At 66.2% G+C, this 18,073-nt stretch carries 16 protein-coding genes; 8 read left to right on the top strand and 8 right to left on the bottom strand.

What is annotated here, in order from left to right:
- The first annotated feature begins 3 nt into the window (after window positions 1–3).
- From ptsP to QX128_RS17200, 4 genes are all read left to right on the top strand, one after another.
- On the top strand, window positions 4–2,271 hold the full coding sequence (gene ptsP, locus QX128_RS17215) for a phosphoenolpyruvate--protein phosphotransferase (protein ID WP_315715187.1): 2,268 nt from the start codon (window positions 4–6) through the stop codon (window positions 2,269–2,271).
- A gap of 60 nt (window positions 2,272–2,331) precedes the next feature.
- On the top strand, window positions 2,332–3,417 hold the full coding sequence (gene prfA / locus QX128_RS17210; protein ID WP_316238028.1) for a peptide chain release factor 1: 1,086 nt from the start codon (window positions 2,332–2,334) through the stop codon (window positions 3,415–3,417).
- Window positions 3,418–3,610: 193 nt separating this feature from the next.
- Window positions 3,611–4,498 carry a peptide chain release factor N(5)-glutamine methyltransferase gene (gene prmC / locus QX128_RS17205; RefSeq protein WP_316238027.1) on the top strand — a complete coding sequence of 296 codons (888 nt, stop codon included), beginning with the start codon at window positions 3,611–3,613 and terminating at the stop codon, window positions 4,496–4,498.
- 563 nt (window positions 4,499–5,061) lie between these two features.
- Window positions 5,062–5,871, top strand: a complete 810-nt coding sequence (locus QX128_RS17200) for a DUF4167 domain-containing protein (protein ID WP_316238026.1) — start codon at window positions 5,062–5,064, stop codon at window positions 5,869–5,871.
- A gap of 86 nt (window positions 5,872–5,957) precedes the next feature.
- On the opposite strand, the gene QX128_RS17195 is transcribed toward QX128_RS17200, so the two are convergent.
- A complete protein-coding gene (locus QX128_RS17195; RefSeq protein WP_315801740.1) occupies window positions 5,958–6,734 on the bottom strand; it encodes a class I SAM-dependent methyltransferase in 777 nt (258 codons plus the stop codon).
- Window positions 6,735–6,926: 192 nt separating this feature from the next.
- Between QX128_RS17195 and gloB the strand changes: the two genes are divergently transcribed.
- Window positions 6,927–7,694: a hydroxyacylglutathione hydrolase gene (gene gloB / locus QX128_RS17190; RefSeq protein WP_315801741.1), complete on the top strand. Its 768-nt coding sequence runs from the start codon at window positions 6,927–6,929 to the stop codon at window positions 7,692–7,694.
- An 11-nt stretch (window positions 7,695–7,705) separates the two neighbouring features.
- Window positions 7,706–8,140, top strand: coding sequence for a cupin domain-containing protein (locus tag QX128_RS17185; RefSeq protein WP_315801742.1), 435 nt, complete (start codon window positions 7,706–7,708; stop codon window positions 8,138–8,140).
- A gap of 1 nt (window position 8,141) precedes the next feature.
- Here the strand turns inward: QX128_RS17185 and QX128_RS17180 are convergent, their stop codons facing one another.
- From QX128_RS17180 to QX128_RS17165, 4 genes are all read right to left on the bottom strand, one after another.
- Entirely contained in the window at window positions 8,142–10,151 is a 2,010-nt protein-coding gene (locus tag QX128_RS17180; protein ID WP_316215285.1) for a putative bifunctional diguanylate cyclase/phosphodiesterase, read from the bottom strand.
- Between the two features lie 224 nt (window positions 10,152–10,375).
- Entirely contained in the window at window positions 10,376–11,248 is an 873-nt protein-coding gene (locus tag QX128_RS17175) for a DMT family transporter (protein ID WP_316238025.1), read from the bottom strand.
- A 153-nt stretch (window positions 11,249–11,401) separates the two neighbouring features.
- A complete protein-coding gene (locus QX128_RS17170; RefSeq protein ID WP_315801745.1) occupies window positions 11,402–12,127 on the bottom strand; it encodes a beta-ketoacyl-ACP reductase in 726 nt (241 codons plus the stop codon).
- A 271-nt stretch (window positions 12,128–12,398) separates the two neighbouring features.
- Window positions 12,399–13,577: an acetyl-CoA C-acetyltransferase gene (locus QX128_RS17165; RefSeq protein ID WP_315801746.1), complete on the bottom strand. Its 1,179-nt coding sequence runs from the start codon at window positions 13,575–13,577 to the stop codon at window positions 12,399–12,401.
- 383 nt (window positions 13,578–13,960) lie between these two features.
- Here QX128_RS17165 and phaR point away from each other — a divergent pair, with 383 nt between their 5' ends.
- Window positions 13,961–14,560 carry a polyhydroxyalkanoate synthesis repressor PhaR gene (phaR, locus tag QX128_RS17160; protein ID WP_257167926.1) on the top strand — a complete coding sequence of 200 codons (600 nt, stop codon included), beginning with the start codon at window positions 13,961–13,963 and terminating at the stop codon, window positions 14,558–14,560.
- 39 nt (window positions 14,561–14,599) lie between these two features.
- On the opposite strand, the gene QX128_RS17155 is transcribed toward phaR, so the two are convergent.
- Window positions 14,600–16,267 (bottom strand): bifunctional diguanylate cyclase/phosphodiesterase, encoded by a 1,668-nt coding sequence (locus QX128_RS17155; RefSeq protein WP_316179424.1) that lies wholly within the window; start codon window positions 16,265–16,267, stop codon window positions 14,600–14,602.
- A 367-nt stretch (window positions 16,268–16,634) separates the two neighbouring features.
- Here QX128_RS17155 and QX128_RS17150 point away from each other — a divergent pair, with 367 nt between their 5' ends.
- Window positions 16,635–16,856, top strand: a complete 222-nt coding sequence (locus tag QX128_RS17150; RefSeq protein ID WP_315801747.1) for a hypothetical protein — start codon at window positions 16,635–16,637, stop codon at window positions 16,854–16,856.
- 17 nt (window positions 16,857–16,873) lie between these two features.
- Here QX128_RS17150 and QX128_RS17145 read toward each other — a convergent pair whose 3' ends face one another.
- On the bottom strand, window positions 16,874–17,599 hold the full coding sequence (locus tag QX128_RS17145) for a hypothetical protein (protein ID WP_316179210.1): 726 nt from the start codon (window positions 17,597–17,599) through the stop codon (window positions 16,874–16,876).
- A gap of 188 nt (window positions 17,600–17,787) precedes the next feature.
- Window positions 17,788–17,970: a 50S ribosomal protein L32 gene (gene rpmF / locus QX128_RS17140; RefSeq protein ID WP_006610266.1), complete on the bottom strand. Its 183-nt coding sequence runs from the start codon at window positions 17,968–17,970 to the stop codon at window positions 17,788–17,790.
- Window positions 17,971–18,073: the final 103 nt, after the last annotated feature.

The following is an 18,073-nucleotide window of genomic DNA, read 5'->3' as shown; positions in this document are numbered from 1 at the left end:
CACATGCGAAGCGCGTCGGGAGGCCCCCGCGTCCTGCTCAGACGGCTTCGCGAGACCATGGCGGAGCAGGTCTCGGCACAGGAGCGGCTCGACAAGATCGTGGTGCTGATCGCGGCCAACATGGTCGCTGAGGTCTGCTCGGTCTATGTGCTGCGCGTCGACAACACGCTCGAGCTCTACGCTACCGAAGGTCTGAACCGCGACGCCGTGCACATGACCGTGCTGAGCGCGCATGAGGGCCTTGTCGGCCTCGTCGCCAGCGAGGCCACGCCGCTCAACCTGAACGACGCGCAGAGCCACCCCGCCTTCTCGTATCGCCCGGAGACCGGCGAGGAGATCTACCACTCCTTCCTCGGCGTGCCGATCCTGCGCGCCGGCAACACGCTCGGCGTGCTGGTGGTGCAGAACCGCGCCAAGCGCACCTATGTCGAGGAAGAGGTCGAGGCGCTGCAGACCACCGCGATGGTGCTCGCCGAGATGATCGCCTCCGGCGAGCTCGCAGCGCTCGCCCAGCCCGGCGCCGAGCCGGCGGCGCGGCACTCGATCCACAAGACCGGTACGGTGCTCTCCGATGGCATCGCGCTCGGCCATGTCGTGCTGCACGAGCCGCGCGTCGTCATCAACAACTACATCGCCGAGGACCTGCCCAAGGAGATCAAGCGGCTCGACGCCGCGCTGCTCAAGCTGCGCGCCGACCTCGACCGCATGCTGGAGCGCGGTGACGTCGCCGATGGCGGCGAGCACCGCGAGGTGCTCGAAGCCTATCGCATGTTCGCCAACGATCAGGGCTGGTCGCACAAGCTGCACGAGGCGGTGGCGACCGGCCTCACGGCCGAAGCCGCCGTCGAGCGCGTGCAGTCCGACACCCGCGCCCGCATGCTGCGCTCGACCGATCCGTATCTGCGCGAGCGCCTGCACGATCTCGAGGATCTCGGCTACCGGCTGCTGCGCCAGCTCGTCGGCCAGGATCACGCGCCGCGGCGCGAGCACCTGCCCGACAACGCCATCCTGATCGCGCGCGCGATGGGTCCGGCGGCGCTGCTCGACTACGACCGCAAACGGCTGCGCGGCCTCGTGCTCGAGGAAGGCACCGCCAACTCGCATGTCGCGATCGTGGCGCGTGCGCTCGGCATTCCCGCCGTCGGCGAGGTGCCGAACGCGCCGGGCATCGCCGATCCCGGCGACGCCATCATCGTCGATGGCACGTCGGGCTCGATCTACGTTCGGCCGTCCTCCGAGATCGAATCCGCCTATGCCGAACGGGTGCGCTTCCGCGCCCGCCGCCAGGCGCAATATGGCGAGCTGCGCAACAAGCCCTGCGTGACCAAGGACGGCCAGCCGGTCGAGCTGATGATCAATGCCGGCCTGGTCATCGACCTGCCGCATATCGAGGACACCGGCAGCGCCGGCATCGGCCTGTTCCGCACCGAGTTGCAGTTCATGGTGTCCGCCAGCCTGCCGCGCTCCAGCGACCAGCTGGCGCTGTATCGCACGGTGCTCGACGCCGCCGGCCACAAGCCGGTCACGTTCCGCACGCTCGACATCGGCGGCGACAAGGCTCTGCCCTACATGGAGACCGTGATCGAGGAGAATCCGGCGCTCGGCTGGCGCGCGATCCGCCTCGGCCTCGACCGTCCGGGCCTGCTGCGCGGCCAGATCCGGGCGCTGCTGCGCGCCGGCGGCGGCCGCTCGCTGCGCATCATGTTCCCGATGATCTCGGAAGTCGCCGAGTTCGACACGGCCAAGGCGATCGTCGAGCGCGAGCTGACCTATCTGCGCCAGCACGGCCATACGCTGCCGGAGCGCGTCGACGTCGGCACCATGCTCGAGGTCCCGGCGCTGCTGTATCAGCTCGACGAGCTGCTTTCGAAGGTCGATTTCATCTCGGTCGGCTCGAACGACCTGTTCCAGTTCCTGTTCGCGGTCGATCGCGGCAACGCCAAGGTCTCCGAGCGCTTCGACACGCTGTCGACGCCGATCCTGCGGGCGTTGCAGCAGATCGTGCACAAGGCCAAGGCGGCGAAACGGTCGGTGTCACTGTGCGGCGAGATGGCCTCCAAGCCGATCGGCGCATTGGCGCTGATCGCGCTCGGCTACCGCTCGCTGTCGTTGTCGGCCACCGCGCACGGCCCTGTGAAGGCGATGATCCTCGAACTGGACGCCGGCAAGGCGGCGACGAAGATGGCCGAATGGCTGGCCGCGCCGGCCGGCAGCTTCTCGATGCGGCAGAAGCTGACCGAGTTCGCCGAGAGCGAAGGCCTCGCGCTGTAGCCGGCCTGTCGCGCCGGCCGCCTTCCGTCCGTATCGTTTGCTCCCAGATCAGATTGCAACATGTCGTCGCTTCCCGAAGCCAAACTCGATGTCCTGCTCGCGCATCACGCCTCGCTCGAGGCGGAGCTGCTCGGCCAGGTCAATTCCGACCGCTACGTTCAGATCACCCGCGAGCTCGCCGAGCTCAATCCGCTGATCGACGCGGTGAAGGCTTATCGTGCAGGAGTCAAAGAACTCGCCGACACCGAGGCGCTGATCGCCGATCCCGCCACCGATGCCGAGATGCGGGCGATGGCCGAGGCCGAGCGCGACGAGCTGATCGCGCGCCGCGGCGAGCTCGAGCAGAAGATCCGTGTCGCGCTGCTGCCCAAGGATGCGATGGACGACCGCAACGTCGTGCTCGAAATCCGCGCCGGCACCGGCGGCGACGAGGCCTCGTTGTTCGCCGGCGATCTGTTCCGCATGTACGAACGGTTCGCCGCCCTGCAGGGCTGGAAGGTCGAGGTGATCTCGGCGTCCGAAGGCACCGTCGGCGGCTACAAGGAGATCATCGCCGAGGTGCAGGGCCGCGGCGCCTTCGCCAAGCTGAAGTTCGAATCCGGCGTGCACCGGGTGCAGCGCGTGCCGGATACCGAGACGCAGGGCCGCATCCACACCTCGGCGGCGACGGTCGCCGTGCTGCCCGAGGTCGAGGATGTCGACGTCGACATCAAGCAGGACGATTTGCGCATCGAGACCATGCGCGCGCAGGGCGCCGGCGGCCAGCACGTCAACAAGACCGAATCGGCGATCCGCATCACCCACCTTCCGACCGGCATCGTGGTGATGATGCAGGACAGCCGCTCGCAGCATAAGAACCGCGCCTCGGCGATGAACATCCTGCGCTCGCGCATCTACGACGCCGAGCAGCAGAAGGTCGACGCGGCGCGCTCGGCCGAGCGCAAGGAGAAGGTCGGCTCCGGCGACCGCTCGGAGCGCATCCGCACCTACAATTTCCCGCAGGGGCGCGTCACCGACCACCGCATCAACCTGACGCTCTACAAGCTGCCGCAGGTGATCGCGGGCGAAGCGCTGGGCGAACTGATCGACGCGCTGACGACGGAGCATCAGGCGGCACAGCTTGCCGCGCAGGGCGCTGCGGCGTGAGCGGCGCCTGCGCGCTGCCAACCGAAGCGCGACCGTGTTGCGGCACATCAGCTGTCGTCCCGGCGAACGCCGGGACCCATCACCACAGGCATCCGTGGCTGGCAAAGGCTGCAACTCCGACCTTCCGCCTCGCAACGGCACGGCGTATGGATCCCCGCGTTCGCGGGGATGACCCGTGGAGAGAGCGCGGGCGATGACCGAGATCATCGCCGGCGCAAACATCGACTCGGCGCGGCGCGCGGTTGCGGCCCGCTTTGCAGCCGCCGGTCTCGATTCGCCGGAGCTCGATGCGCGGCTGCTACTGGGCCATGCGCTTCAGCTCGACCTCACCGGTCTCGTAATGCATGGCCAACGGCAGCTATCCCACGCGGATGCGCAGCGTCTGGAAGCGCTGGTGCAACGCCGGCTGGTCGGCGAGCCGGTGGCGCGCCTCCTCGGAGCCAAGGAGTTCTGGGGCCTGCCGCTGCAGCTCTCGGCGGATACGCTGGTGCCGCGGCCGGACACCGAGACCGTGGTCGAACTGGCACTCGAGCATCTCGCCACCGGCGGCGCCCTGACGCGCCCCTTGCGCATCGCCGATCTCGGCACCGGCTCCGGCGCGATCCTGCTGGCATTGCTGTCCGAGCTGCCACGGGCCCATGGCGTCGGCACCGACATCAGCGTCGGTGCGCTGGCCACTGCGCGGGACAATGCGCGCGCGCTCGGATTGGCCGACCGCGCCGGCTTCGTCGCCTGCTCCTATGCAGCAGCGCTGTCCGCTGGCTTCGACCTGATCGTGTCGAACCCGCCCTACATTCCGTCGTCCGAGATCAGCGAGCTCGACGTCGAGGTGCGCAGTCATGATCCGCTGCGCGCACTGGACGGAGGCAAGGACGGGCTCGACGCCTACCGCGCGCTGATCCCGCAGGCAGCGGCCCTGCTTCGGCCGGGCGGCGCTGTCATCGTGGAGGTCGGGCTTGGCCAGAGTGACGGCGTCGCTGCATTGATGGTGAGGGCTGGCCTGGCGGCCGATTCCTCCACGATCCGGGCCGATCTGGCCGGTATTCCCCGAACCGTCATGGGCCTAAAAAAGCTCCGGTAAAGGTCCGGGGATACGGAAAAAGCTCTTGGAATATCCCCCGGGAGCGACTACGTTCCATTCACAGCACCGGTGCAGGCCACGACGAGCGGTATTCACGGAACACCGCCGCGGTCAGATGCCAGAGAGCCACGCCGGGCGATAGGTTCCAGAACGCAGATCTGCTGAGCGCGAGAGCCGGATGGCTGCGCAGCCCGCGACTGCAAAGCGAACGAAAGCCTGACTTTGCACTTGAGGTCTTACGCTAAGCAAACTGGGTGGTCGTGGCGCATGTCGCCTTGGCTGGCTGAATGACGTGGTTCGCCGGTCCCAGGGACTGGCGGGTGGGGAACGCGTTTTGAACGCGCTTTTGTCGAGAGAATCGGCTGTCGATCACATCGGCATGGATCAAACCGGCATGTCGGAACCGACATGGGTCGGATGGGACCATTTGGACCGCGCGCGAGGCGCCCGAGCCCGGCGAAGGTATTTCAATACGCTCTCGGTATTCCGATAACAATCAGTGCATAACAATCAGTGCTCAGACAATCGGTGCTCCTAACGCAGGGTTGGAATAAAGGCAGGACATGAGAAACGGTCAGAACAACAAGCGGATGCGCAACCGGAACAGCGGTAACAACAATAATAACCGGCGCGGCCAGAATCCGCTGACCAGGGTGTTCGAGTCCAACGGGCCGGACATCAAGATCCGCGGCACAGCCTCTCATGTCGCCGAGAAATATGTCCAGCTTGCCCGCGACGCCCGCTCCTCGGGTGACCCCGTTGCCGCCGAAAATTACTACCAGCATGCCGAGCACTATTTCCGCCTGATTGCCGCCGCGCAGGAGCAATTCCGCCAGAACCAGCCGCAGCAGCCGCGCAACACCGAGGACCTGACCGTCGACGACCTCGATGATGACGGCGAGAGCTTCTCGCATTTCGGCCAAGAGCCCGGCTTCGTTCCGGCCCAGCCGCAGCCTCAGCCCCAGCCCTTCATGCGCGACCGCGAAGGCGGCCAGCGCGAGCGCGGCGACAACCAGCCCTATCAGCGCGAGCAGCAGCCACGCGAGCATCGCGAAGCGCGTGAGCATCGCGAGCCGCGGGAGCACCGTGAACCGCGGGAGCATCGCGAGCGGGAGCCGCGCGAGCACCGCGAGCGTCCGCAGCCCGTCCAGTACCAGCCGCAGCCGCAACCCCAGCCCGTCATCGCCGACAGCGGCGTCGATCGGCTGCCGTCCTTCATCACCGGTCCGCAGCCGCAGATCGCCAATCCCCCGGCCGCCTTCGAGGGCGCTGCCGAGCGCTATCCGCGCCGCCGCCGGCGTCCGCATGGTCCGCGCACTGAAGCGGCCGCTGCTGCACCGGCGCCGAGCGAGGATCTCAATCCGGGCGAATAGCGATTACGCTCCATCATGACGAAACGGGTGGGCTCAGAGCCCACCCGTTTTTTTGTGCGGGAGGCGCGCAGGAGAACGGCCCGGGATCATCCCTCGCGCGACGGCGGACCGGCCTCGCGGCGACCGGAGCCACTGGATCCGGGGGCCGACGGCGACGGCGCCAGCACCGGTTCGAGCCGCGGGATCAGCCGGATGCGCTCGCGGCGCGCCGGGATCACCCGGTAGACCTGCTTGGTCGCCTCGACGATGTGGACACCGGCGAACGGCAGCGACAGCGCCGCGCCGACGCGCTCCCAGGCCATCGCCGATTTCAGGAACCAGCCGCCAACCGGGGGCATGAACAGCGCCTCGCCCCAGCCGGTCGGCGTGAACCAGGTCTGCCGCAGCAGCTGCGTGATCTGCGAGCGCGAATAAGGCCGGCCATGGCCGAACGGCGTGTTGTCGGTCCGCGTCCAGACGCCGCGCCGGTTCGGGATCACGATGATCATGCGTCCCGCCGGCGCCAGCACCCGCCACATCTCGCGCAGCAGCCCGGCCGGATCGTCCGACATCTCCAGCGCATGCACGATCAGGATGCGGTCGACCGCCGCATCAGGCAGCGGCAGCGAGAATTCGTCCACCAGCGAGGCCAGCGTCGGCCGTGCCGTCGGCCATTTCAGCACCCCCTGGGCCGCCGGCATGAAGGCGATGCAGCGTTCGGAATCCTCGCGGAACAAGCCGAGATAGGGCGTGGGATAGCCGATGCCCAGCACCCGCTGCCCGGCCGCGCTCGGCCAGCGCGCGCGGATACCGCGGTTGATCAGGAGCCGCGCGACGATCCCGAGGCGACCCGAATAGAAATTTCGCAGATCGATCACGTCCATGACGTCAATGTATCATGCGGGCGCGCGCCGCCGCGCGCCCAATATTGCGTTGCGCCTCCAGCGTTAACGCCATATCTCTGCCCGGCACATCGGAGGCCGCCCGCAACGCCGCGCCCGGGCTCCGCCTCCACGACCTCTTGGCATCGCGAGCGCGACCATCGTGCCTCGCCCGGTCCCGCCGACGGAGACATCATGGCCGCCGACATCCGCGCCTTCACCTGCCTGTCCGACAATTTCGGCTATCTGATCCATGACCCTGCGACCGGTGCGACTGCCTCGATCGACGCCCCCGAGGCCGGACCGATCGTCCGGCAGTTGGACGCCGAAGGCTGGACGCTCACCGACATCCTGATCACGCATCATCATCACGACCACGTCGGCGGCGTCGCCGAGCTCAAGCAGAAATATGGCTGCCGGGTCGTCGCGCCGCACGACAAGACGACGGCGATCGCCAACGTCGATCTGCGAGTCGCCCATGGCGATGTCGTGAAGATCGGCGAATTGCTCGCGCGCGTGCTGGAAACGCCAGGCCATACGCTCGACCACGTCTCCTACGTGTTCGATGCCGACAAGGCGTTGTTTGCGGCCGACACGCTGTTCTCGGTCGGCTGCGGCCGCGTGTTCGAGGGCACCTATTCGATGATGTGGGACTCGCTGCTCAAGCTGCGCGCCCTGCCGGACGATTTCAGGCTGTATTGCGGCCACGAATACACCGCATCGAACGTCAAATTCGCCCTCACCGTCGACGGCGACAACGAGGCACTGAAAGCCCGCGCCGACGAGGTGGGACGGCTCCGTGCCGCCAACCGGCCGACCATCCCGTCGCTGCTCGGCGACGAAAAGAACACCAACGTGTTCCTGCGCGCCGACGATCCGGCCGTCGCGCTGCGGCTGCGCATGAAGGGCGCGAGCGCCGAGCAGGTGTTCGGCGAGTTGCGCGAGCGCAAGAACAAGTCGTAGGGCTGAGGACGATGGCTACGCTCTCGGCTGCCGACATCATCGCGCGTCTCGGTCTGCAGCCGCATCCGGAGGGCGGACATTTTCGCGAGACGTTTCGCGATCCGGCCGTCGACGCCTCCGGCCGCGCCGCATCGACGCTGATCTATTTCCTGCTTGCGCGCGGCGAGCGTTCGCATTGGCACAGGGTCGATGCAGTCGAGACCTGGCACTTCTATGCCGGGGCACCGCTGACCTTGCGGATCGCCGCCGAAGGCCAGGCGCCGCAAACGACGACGCTGGGCATCGACCTCGCAGCCGGCCAGCAACCGCAGGCGGTGGTGCCCGCCCATGCCTGGCAGGCCGCCGAGAGCAGCGGCGATTGGACGCTCGTCGGCTGCACGGTGGCGCCGGGCTTCATGTTCGAAGGATTCGAACTCGCGCCGCCCGGCTGGGAGCCGGAGGTCTGAGTCAGGCGCTCGCGCCGACGACCTTCGCGGCCGGCTCGGCGAAGCGCTCGCGCTCCTGGGCGAGGAAGCCGGAAACCGCATCGGCCGGCATCGGCTTGGCGAAGTAGTAGCCCTGGATGTAGTCCGCGCCCAGACGCCGCAGGCTGTCGAGCTGCTCCTTGGTCTCGACACCTTCGACTACGCACGAAATTTCCATGTCGGCGCAGAGGCCGGTCAGCGACTTGATGATCTTGTGGCTGATCGGATTGGCATTGACGTCGCTCACGAAACTGCGGTCGACCTTGAGCTTGTCGAGCGGCAGCCGGTGAACGTGGCTGAGCGACGAGTAGCCGGTGCCGAAATCGTCCAGCGAGATGCCGCAACCGATCGCCTTCAATGCCGCGATCGACTGCTCGGCACGAGCGAAATCGAAGGTGACGGCGGTTTCGGTGATCTCGAACTCGATGCGGCGCGGCGGCACACCGCTGGCATGGATGACCGCCAGCAGCGGCAGAACGCCGTCCGGAGAACAGATGTCGTGTGCGGAGAGATTGAACGACACGCGAATGTCGTCCGGCCAGGTCCGCGCCGCGGCGAGCGCCTTGACCAGGAGACAACGCGTCAGGCTGCGGATGACGCCGATCCGCTCGGCGGCCGGGATGAAGCTCGCGGGCGACACCGTGCCCAGCTTGGGACTGTGCCAGCGCGCCAGGACCTCGAAGCCGGTGGTGCGTGAGTTCGTGGCGTCCATGATCGGCTGAAACGCCAGATCCATCTCGGCGTCGAAATCGGCCGTGCGCAACAGATGCTCGATCACGCTGCGGCTGCGGATCTCCGCCTCGAGCTCGGTCGAGAAGATGATGGCCTGGCCGCGGGCGCGACGCTTGGCGTGGTAGAGCGCATAATCGGCGCATTCGTACAGCGCATCCGCAACCATGGCCGAGCGCGGATACAGCGCAAAGCCGGTCGAGCACGACAGGCCCGTATGAGTCGTGTCGAACTGATAAGGCAGCTTGATGAGGTCGGTGATCTGCCGTCCGAGGTTGAGCAGATCGTCGTCCGTTGGATTGCCGGCGACCACCAGTCCGAACTCGTCGCCGCCGAGCCGGGCGAGATGGACCTGGCCGCCATGGCCGGCACAGGCGTCGCGGATGCGGCGCGCGGCCTCCATCAGCACGCGGTCGCCGACCGTATGCCCATAGGTGTCGTTGATCGGCTTGAAGCCGTCGAGATCGATGATGCCGACGGCAAGCCGCGTGCCGTCCCGCTCGGCCTCGGCGAAGGCTTGCGTGAGCTCCGAGAAGAAGCGACGGCGATTGGGCAGATCGGTCAGCGAATCCAGATTGGCGAGCCGGAAGTTCTCATCCGACAGCGCTTGCGTCGCGGCCTGCTCCGCGAGCAGCGATTTGCGGCTGGCAACCAGCGCAGCGAAATCGCGGTAGTAGATGAACAGCACCGTGACCATGGCGCCGGACACGAGCAGCTGATTGACAGCGATCGCCCGCAGCGCGTGAACGCCCGTGGACATGAAGAAGACGACATAGGGGACGATGACCACGAGGGTCACGATCAGCGCCGCGGAGCGCAGATGCATGAGGCAGAAGATGATGCCGATGACCGTGACCGCCATGTAGAACGCGACCTGCCCCTTGGCGAACGGATCGCCATAGGGAAACAACGCGAACGACCAGACGACGAACAGCGCTCCGATCGGACCGGCAATCCGGTTGGTGACACGGAGGTTGCGCAGCACCTCGGCGTCGCTGCTGGCGGACTCGCCCTGCCGCAGCCACCACAGCATGCGAACGCCGGTAATCGTCGACAGCAGCGCCGGCACTGAAATCGTCAGCCACGCCGGCGCCACCGGCAGGAACGTGTAGGCGAGCGCCAGACTATTGGTGATGAGAATGAAATAGAGCAGCGGCACCTGCTTGGAGAACGCTTGGAACTGCGCACGCGTCAGCTCGGGATTGTCGGCGGGAACGCGAAACAACTCCGCCGCGCGGGCCATGTAACGTCTCACGTCCGGCATTGCCGCCCCGTTGTCAGCACCATTTCGCAGGGACTATCGCTCAGGACGGGTAAAGGGCGGGTTAGGTGCAGAACGCGTCAAACTGTAATCGACGGTTGTGAGCTACCGGCCGGCGCGCTGGTTTTGCGCACGGTTAAGTGCGCATCAAGGATAACCGTCGGATTGGGCCGCCGAAGTTCGCATGCGAGGCCTGACTCCGCTCACCTCGCCCTTCACCCGAGCGCTCAGCGCTTGCGCAGAAGGAACATGTCCTTGGCCGCGACCAGACCGCCACCGGCGATCAGCAGCGCCGCCACGGCGATCGTCGCGCTCGGCCGCGCGTAGCCGGCAACGATCAGGAACGCCGTCGACAACAGCGGCGTCGCATAGGACGCCGCACCCAGCACCCGAATGTCGCCGCGCTTCATGCCGATGTCCCAGGCATAGAACGCAGCACCGACCGGACCGATGCCGAGACCGACAACAGCGAGCCACTGCATCGGACCGTCAGGCCAGACCGTTCGCTCGACCGCAACATGGACCAGAGCCGCGAGAGCGGACGTCGCCAGGCAGAAGCCGGCGACGGCATCGGTCGGCACCGCCTTCAGACGGCGCGAGAGCACCGAATAGATCGCCCACACGAACGCCGCGACGAAGGCGGCCGCAAGCCCCGGCAACTGGCTCGCAGCGAAGCTCGCACCATTGCCGAGCAACAGCAGCGCGGTGCCGACGAGACCGATCCCGGCACCGATCACGTGATGAACCGCGAGCCGCTCGCCCGGCAGAAAGGCCGAGAACAGCACGATCAGCAGCGGCCAGAGATAGTTCAGCAGCCCGGCCTCGGCCGGTGGCGCGAAGCGCAGCGCCAGAAAATAAAGCGCGTGGTAGCCAAACAGCCCGCCCACGCCCACGACCCACGCCGCCACCGGCTGCCGCAGCACCTCCAGCCCGGCCGCTCGGCGGATCAAACTGGCCAGGCCGACCGCACCGCCGATCGCGAAGGTCATTGCCGCCAGTTGGAAGGCGGGAATCGTGCCGGTCGCGACCGTCAACAAGGCGAGCAGCGACCACATCAGGATCGCGGTCAGACCGATCAGGGTCGCAGTGCGCTGGGACATCAGGCGGCAGGCTCCGTCACGGCCGGCTCATGCCGGCCACCCACGCCTGCGTCCGTGCGGGGAGCGTCCAAGACGTGAATGCCCGCGGCGAGCGCGGGCATCACGTTTTCCTTAGCCGCAGACGGCGGCCGGAGGCAACGCCGCCGGCGCAGATCACACCATGTACTGGCCGCCATTGACCGACAGCGTCGAGCCGGTGATGGCCCCTGCCTCGTCGGCCGCGAGGAACACCACAGCGCGCGCGATCTCCTCGGGCTCGCCGAGGCGCCCCACCGGAATCAGCGGCAGGATGGCTTTCTCGAGCACGTCCTTCGGCACCGCCTGCACCATCTCGGTGTTGATGTAGCCCGGGCAGATCACGTTGACGGTGATGCCGGCCTTGGCCGTCTCCAGCGCGAGCGCCTTGGTGAAGCCGATGTCGCCGGCCTTCGCCGCGGAGTAGTTGACCTGGCCGAACTGGCCCTTCTGGCCGTTGATCGAGGAGATGTTGATGATGCGGCCGAACTTGCGCGCGCGCATGCCCTCGATGACCGGGCGGGTCATGTTGAACAGCGAGCCGAGATTGGTGTTGATCACCGCGCTCCATTGCTCGAGCGTCATCTTGTGGAAGGCGGTGTCACGGGTGATGCCGGCATTGTTGATCAGGACATCGACGGGACCGAGATCGGCTTCGACCTTCTTGATGCCCTCACCGCAGGCCTCGAACGAGCTGACGTCCCATTTGTAGACGGGGATATCGGTCTCGCTCTTGAACTTCTCCGCAGCGGCATCGTTGCCGCCGTAATTCGCCGCGACCTTGTACCCAGCCGCCTTCAGCGCCTTGCTGATCGCCGCTCCGATACCGCGCGTTCCCCCCGTCACCAACGCCACACGTGCCATGTCGAATCCTTCCCTCGATGACTGATCGCACAGGACAACCTCTGGCTGCCACCATGCACACCGTTGTTATTGGATCATGAACCTCCGTGCGACGATCAACTTGCCGCACGACCATCCATGCTCGCTCAACTCCATTTTTTTAGTGGTCGATTATGCGACGTGTTTGACGGACATCAAGAACAAAACGCCCGGCGAGATCGCCGGGCGTTGATCTTTAGTTGAGCTGGACGCGATTGCGAAGACTGAACGGTTCGCAGTCACTGCCGGCTTTTTAGTCGCGTGCGACGCACAGCGCGATGCCCATGCCGCCACCGATGCACAGCGTCGCGAGGCCCTTCTTAGCGTCGCGCTTCTGCATCTCATGCAGCAGGGTCACGAGCACGCGCGCGCCGGATGCGCCGATCGGATGGCCGATCGCGATCGCGCCGCCGTTGACGTTGACCTTGGCCGGATCCCAGCCGAGGTCCTTGTTCACGGCACAGGCCTGCGCGGCGAACGCCTCGTTGGCTTCGATCAGGTCGAGGTCGGCGATGTTCCAACCGGCCTTCTTCAGCGCCGTGCGCGACGCCGGGATCGGGCCGGTGCCCATGACCTTCGGATCGACGCCGGCCTGGCCCCAGGACACGATCCGCGCGAGCGGGGTCTTGCCTTCCTTGGCCGCCTGCTTGGCGGTCATCAGCACCACGGCCGCTGCGCCGTCATTGATGCCCGACGCGTTGCCGGCTGTGACCGTGCCGTCCTTCTCGAAGGCCGCGCGCAACTTGGCCATGGCCTCGATCGTCGCGCCATGACGCGGATATTCGTCGGTGTCGACCACAGTGTCGCCCTTGCGGCTCTTCACCGTCACGGGCGCGATCTCGTCCTTGAACCTGCCGGCCTTCTGAGCCGCCTCGGCCTTGTTCTGCGATGCAACGGCGAACTCGTCCTGCTGCGCACGCGTGATCTGATATTGCTTCGCAACGTTCTCGGCGGTGTTGCCCATGTGATAGCCATTGAAGGCGTCCCACAGGCCGTCCTTGATCATCGTGTCGACCAGATCGAGCGAGCCCATCTTCACGCCGGCGCGCAGATATTGCGCATGCGCCGCCATGCTCATCGACTCCTGGCCGCCGGCGACCACGATGTCGGAGTCGCCATTGACGAGCGCCTGATAGCCGAGCGCAACGGAGCGCAGGCCGGAGCCGCACAGCTGGTTGATGCCCCAGGCCGGGCTCTCGACTGGAATGCCGGCGGCGATCGAGGCCTGGCGCGCCGGGTTCTGGCCCTGCGCCGCAGTCAGGATCTGGCCCATGATGACCTCCGAGACGCGGCCGGGCTCGACACCGGCGCGCTCCAGCGCGGCCTTGATGGCCACCGCACCCAGCTCATGGGCCGGGACACTGGCGAAGGCACCGTTGAAACTTCCAACCGCGGTGCGGGCGGCGCTGACGATGACGACATCGTCTGACATGAGCATCTCCTGGGGTTCTTGATCTTGGACGTGGAAACGAGGGCTTGAGAGATCGGGCGTATTTGAAATCAAACCGAATTTCTTCGTTCACGGTCGCGCCGGCCGTCCGCAAGCCTCGGATTGGCAGATGCGCAACCTTCGCACTTCATCCTGTTAACGTCGTTGCGACATGTCAATTGGCGGCATCAGCGATTCCTGTTGCGGCGCATTCAAATTGGCACGCTTGGCGGTTTCGTGAGCAGGAATTCTGCTGCGGGATTAACCGTTCCGCACAAAACCGTAGCCGAACTCGCCCGAAAGTGATTACGTTATTGCATTGCGTAGCTCTTCGCCCTGCGGCGACGCCGCCGGGTTCCCTGTTCTCGGTTTGCATGTGTGAGCTCATGGCGAAATCTGACCAACCCACCACGATCAAGAAATACGCGAACCGGCGGCTCTACAATACCGGGACGAGTACCTACGTGACCCTCGAAGATCTGGCCTCGATGGTTAAGAACGGGGAGGATTTCCTGGTCTACGACGCCAAGACCGGCGACGACATCACCCGGTCCGTGCTCGCCCAGATCATCTTCGAGCAGGAGAACAAGGCGGGACAGAACCTGCTGCCCACCACATTCCTGCGCCAGTTGATCCGCTTCTACGGCGACAGCATGCAGATGGTGGTACCAAAATACCTGGAGCAGTCGATCGACACACTGACCAAGGAGCAGGAGAAGTTCCGCAAGCAGATCGCCGACACCTTCAGCGGGACGCCGTTCGCGCCGCTCGAGGAGCAGGTGCGCCGCAACATGGAGCTGTTCCAGCAGACCTTCTCGATGTTCAAGCCGTTCGCGCCTGGTGCGGTCCGCGCCGAGGAGAAGGCCGCCGAGCCCGCTGCTGCCGCCGCCGACGACAACATCGACGAGCTGCGCCGCCAGATGAAGGAAATGCAGGACCGGCTCGACCGCATGTCGGAGCCGAAGAAGGACGAGCAGCAAGGCTGACGCTTGCCGCTTGATCCGCGATTGGAGGCCGGCGGCTGATCAGCTCGCCGCCGGCAATTCTGCCCTGCCGTGCTCGATCCACGGCCGATCGACCGAGGCGAGGCCGATCACCCGGCCCTGGATGTAATCGCAGCCCCAGTCGCGCAGCAGCGCGACCGACGCCTCGTCCTGCACCCATTCCGCGACCGTCTTGATCTGCAGCCGTCGCGCCAGCTCGACCAGCGTCTGGACGAAGGCGCGGTCGTCAGCCGAGCGCACGAGATTCTGCACGAAGGCGCCGTCGATCTTGACGATGTCGACGCCGAGCTTGCGCAGATTGCGGAACGAGGTGTGCCCGGCGCCGAAATCATCGATGGCGATTCGGCTGCCGAGATCCTTCAGCCGCGTCACGAAGCCGCGGAGATCGTCGACGTCCTGGATCTCGACCGTCTCGGTGATCTCGACGATCAGCCGTTCGGCGACCCCAGGATGGGCGCGCATCATGGATTCGATCGAGGCCCACCAGTCCGGATCCATGGTGGTCTCAGGCGAGATGTTGAGGCTCAGGGTGACGTCGGGCGTGCTCGCGAGCTCAGCCACCACCAGCTCCAGAATGCGGTGATCGACCAGACGGATCAATCCGAGCCGTTCGGCGACCGGGACGACGTCCGGCGCCAGCAAGGCCCGGCCGTCATCCTGGCGCATCCGCACCAGACATTCATAGAAGGCGGGCGCAAGCGTGTTGGCATTCACCACCGGCTCGAACGCCGTGACGATGCGCCGCTCATTGAGCGCCGTCACGATCTCGTCGGTGACGCGGATGTTGACCTTGCGCTGCGCGTCGCGCTCCACGTTCGGCCGCCAGGTCGAGAACGATCCGATGCGGCGGCGCTTGGCGGCGTCGAGCGTCTCATGGGCGCGGTTGACCGCTTCCTCGACCGAGCGGGCGTGACGGGGAACACTCACTGCGCCGATCGTCGCGGTGACGGCGACCGGACCTGACTTGGTCGGCACCACCTCGTCGCGCACGGTCGCGAGAAAGCGCTCGGCGGCGGTGGTCATGTCGTCCATCGTACAGTTCTTCAGGATCAACCCGAACTTGTTGCCCGAGAACCGCCCGAGCGTGTCGCCACCACGGAGCCGGCCCCGGATGCGCTGCGCGATCTCCAGCACGACGCCGTCGGCGACGTCGAAGCCGAAGGCGTCGTTGATGCGCGCGAGATGATCGATGCCGACCAGCATGAAGGCGCAGGAGAAGCGGAACCGCTGCGCCTCCTCGATCACCTCGGCAAGCGTCGCCAGCAGATGCGTCCGGTTCAGCTCGCCGGTCAGCGGATCGTGCCGTGACAGCTTGAGCAGTTGCTCCTCGCGGGCGTGGCGCTCGTTGTTGATCCGGACGATGCCCTGGGCGCGGGCCGGCCGCCCGTCGGAGCCTGCGAACCAGCAGCCGGTTTCCTCGACCCAGATCAGCGGCGCCCCGGCGTGGGTGCGCACGCCATATTCGATCCGGTACGGCGTGCCGCTGGCGCCGTATAGCGGTGCCGTCTGGAGCATGATCTCAGTGCGGATGCCGCGGTCCGGCTCGATCAGCTTGCTGAACTCGGCCCCATTGCAGAGCTGCGGCAACGGAACATCGGCAAACACCGCCCCGACGTGATCGCTCCAGACGATCACGTCGCTTGCCAGATCCCAGACGAAGGCGGCTTGGCCCAGGGACGCCAGGATCATCGCGGTCTGTGGCAATTCGGATGTCAAGGTCGCCTCGTTTCGGCACAGGCCGGCAGGACCGGCGCTGATTTGGGAACGGCCGACGCGTACCCGCGCGAGCGGCGGCGGCCGACTTCGCGAATCAGACTACGCATCTCTGGTTAACGGAGAGCATGCCGAGGCGACGAGCGCGTGTCCGAGACGCGTCAACCATGTTTGGAACATGCAGCGCCCAGCGACGCTTGGGACGGCATTGCTTTTGCGAGATCGAGGAGCGAAAGGTACCGGCGTCCCAGAACGTGACAATCGCGCCGGCGATGGTTGGACAATGTTAACGATTGATCAGGACGGCGGTCGCCTGGACGGGTTGGAGGAGACCTCCCGCTCGGTGACGCTGCTGCCGAGCGATGCGAGCCATGACCGTCGCGCGCGGATCATTCGCGCAGCCCGCCCCGATGCCGGCTTCGTGACCCATCTGATCGCGACCGCCGAGCAGCTGCCGCAGACCCGCACGCTCAGGCGCGCGGCCGCTGCCGACGTCCACAGTGCCTATGCGGCGAGGCTTCAGCCGGTCACGCGTGCCGGCGGCCGGACCCGAGAAATGATCTAAGCGCGCGCTCCTGCGTCTCAGGGCTTCAGCGTCTCGGGCTTGGGCGGCTCAGAAGCGGTCGGAGCAGCGGCCTCGGCCTCCTTCGGCTCCGCGACCCAGCCGGTCGTCGGCGCGGGAGCCGGCCGAGGGACCGAGCGGTCGAGCAGGACGGATTCGGCGACCGAAGCAGCCGCCGGCACCGCATCGGTCGGCTCTTGAACGACGGGTGCAGCAGCGTCCGCGTGCTGGACCTCCGGCTCCTGAATTTCCGTCTTGGTCGGTTCTTTGACCGCTTCCCGGGCAGGCTCTTCGACAGGCTCAGGTTCTGGATCCGCCACGGGCGCTTCGACGGGAGCCGGCATGGGTGCGGGGGCTGCGACGACGGCGCGGGCGGCGCGCTTGGTGCGCAGCGAGACTCCGCTGAAAAAATCGACCATCGCCAGCAGGGTCAGCAGCAGGAAGGTCGAGTTCCCGAACTTCTGCCACATCGCGAATTCGGCGGCGGCGCCGCCGAAGACCAGCAACGACAGCAGGTGGTCGGTGAGATATTTGCCGTTCGGCTTCGCCGCCTTGATGATCTCAAGCAGCAGCAGCAGCACGCCCAGGGCCAGCAGCATGTCGCCGAGCGAGATCGTCCAGAGCTCGCCGGACGGAAGCTGAAGGCGCAGCAGCGTCTCGCTGAAGGCGACCCCCGGCATCAGGAAGACGATCATGTTGTAGATCGCCAGCGGGATCAGCAGCAGCGGGAAACCGACCATGGACATCGGTTGAAGCCTTGGATGGCGCGGGCGGCGGCCCGGCGCAAAATCAATCGGTGCGAAGAAGATGACAGCGAGACGGGATCACGCGGCACAGATACGCAACGGTCCCGGCGAATCACGTCGCACGGGACCGCTTTCAACCCCATCGATGGCCGAATTCGGGCGGCTTGGAAAGCGGCCCGCGCGGACAATCAGGCGTCTTTCTTCTTCAGGACCTGGCGGCCCTTGTACATGCCGGTCTTCAGGTCCAGGTGGTGCGGACGACGCAGCTCGCCGGAATCCTTGTCCTCGACATAGGTCGGCTTCTTGATCGCGTCAGCCGAGCGGCGCATGCCGCGGCGCGACGGCGAAGTTTTTCTTCTGGGGACGGCCATATCGGTATCCTCTAGGGTATTTTTGCAAGGCATCGTCCGCAAAGGACGGCTGCAGCCATGAAGCTGGCGAGCCCGGATGCCGATCAAGGCCGCGCTTATAGAG

Origin of the sequence: Bradyrhizobium sp. SZCCHNR1015 (assembly GCF_032489875.1) — a bacterium.
Classification (GTDB): Bacteria; Pseudomonadota; Alphaproteobacteria; order Rhizobiales; family Xanthobacteraceae; genus Bradyrhizobium.
Note: the sequence above shows the minus strand (reverse complement) of the source record. Positions and strands in the feature narration are given on the sequence as shown.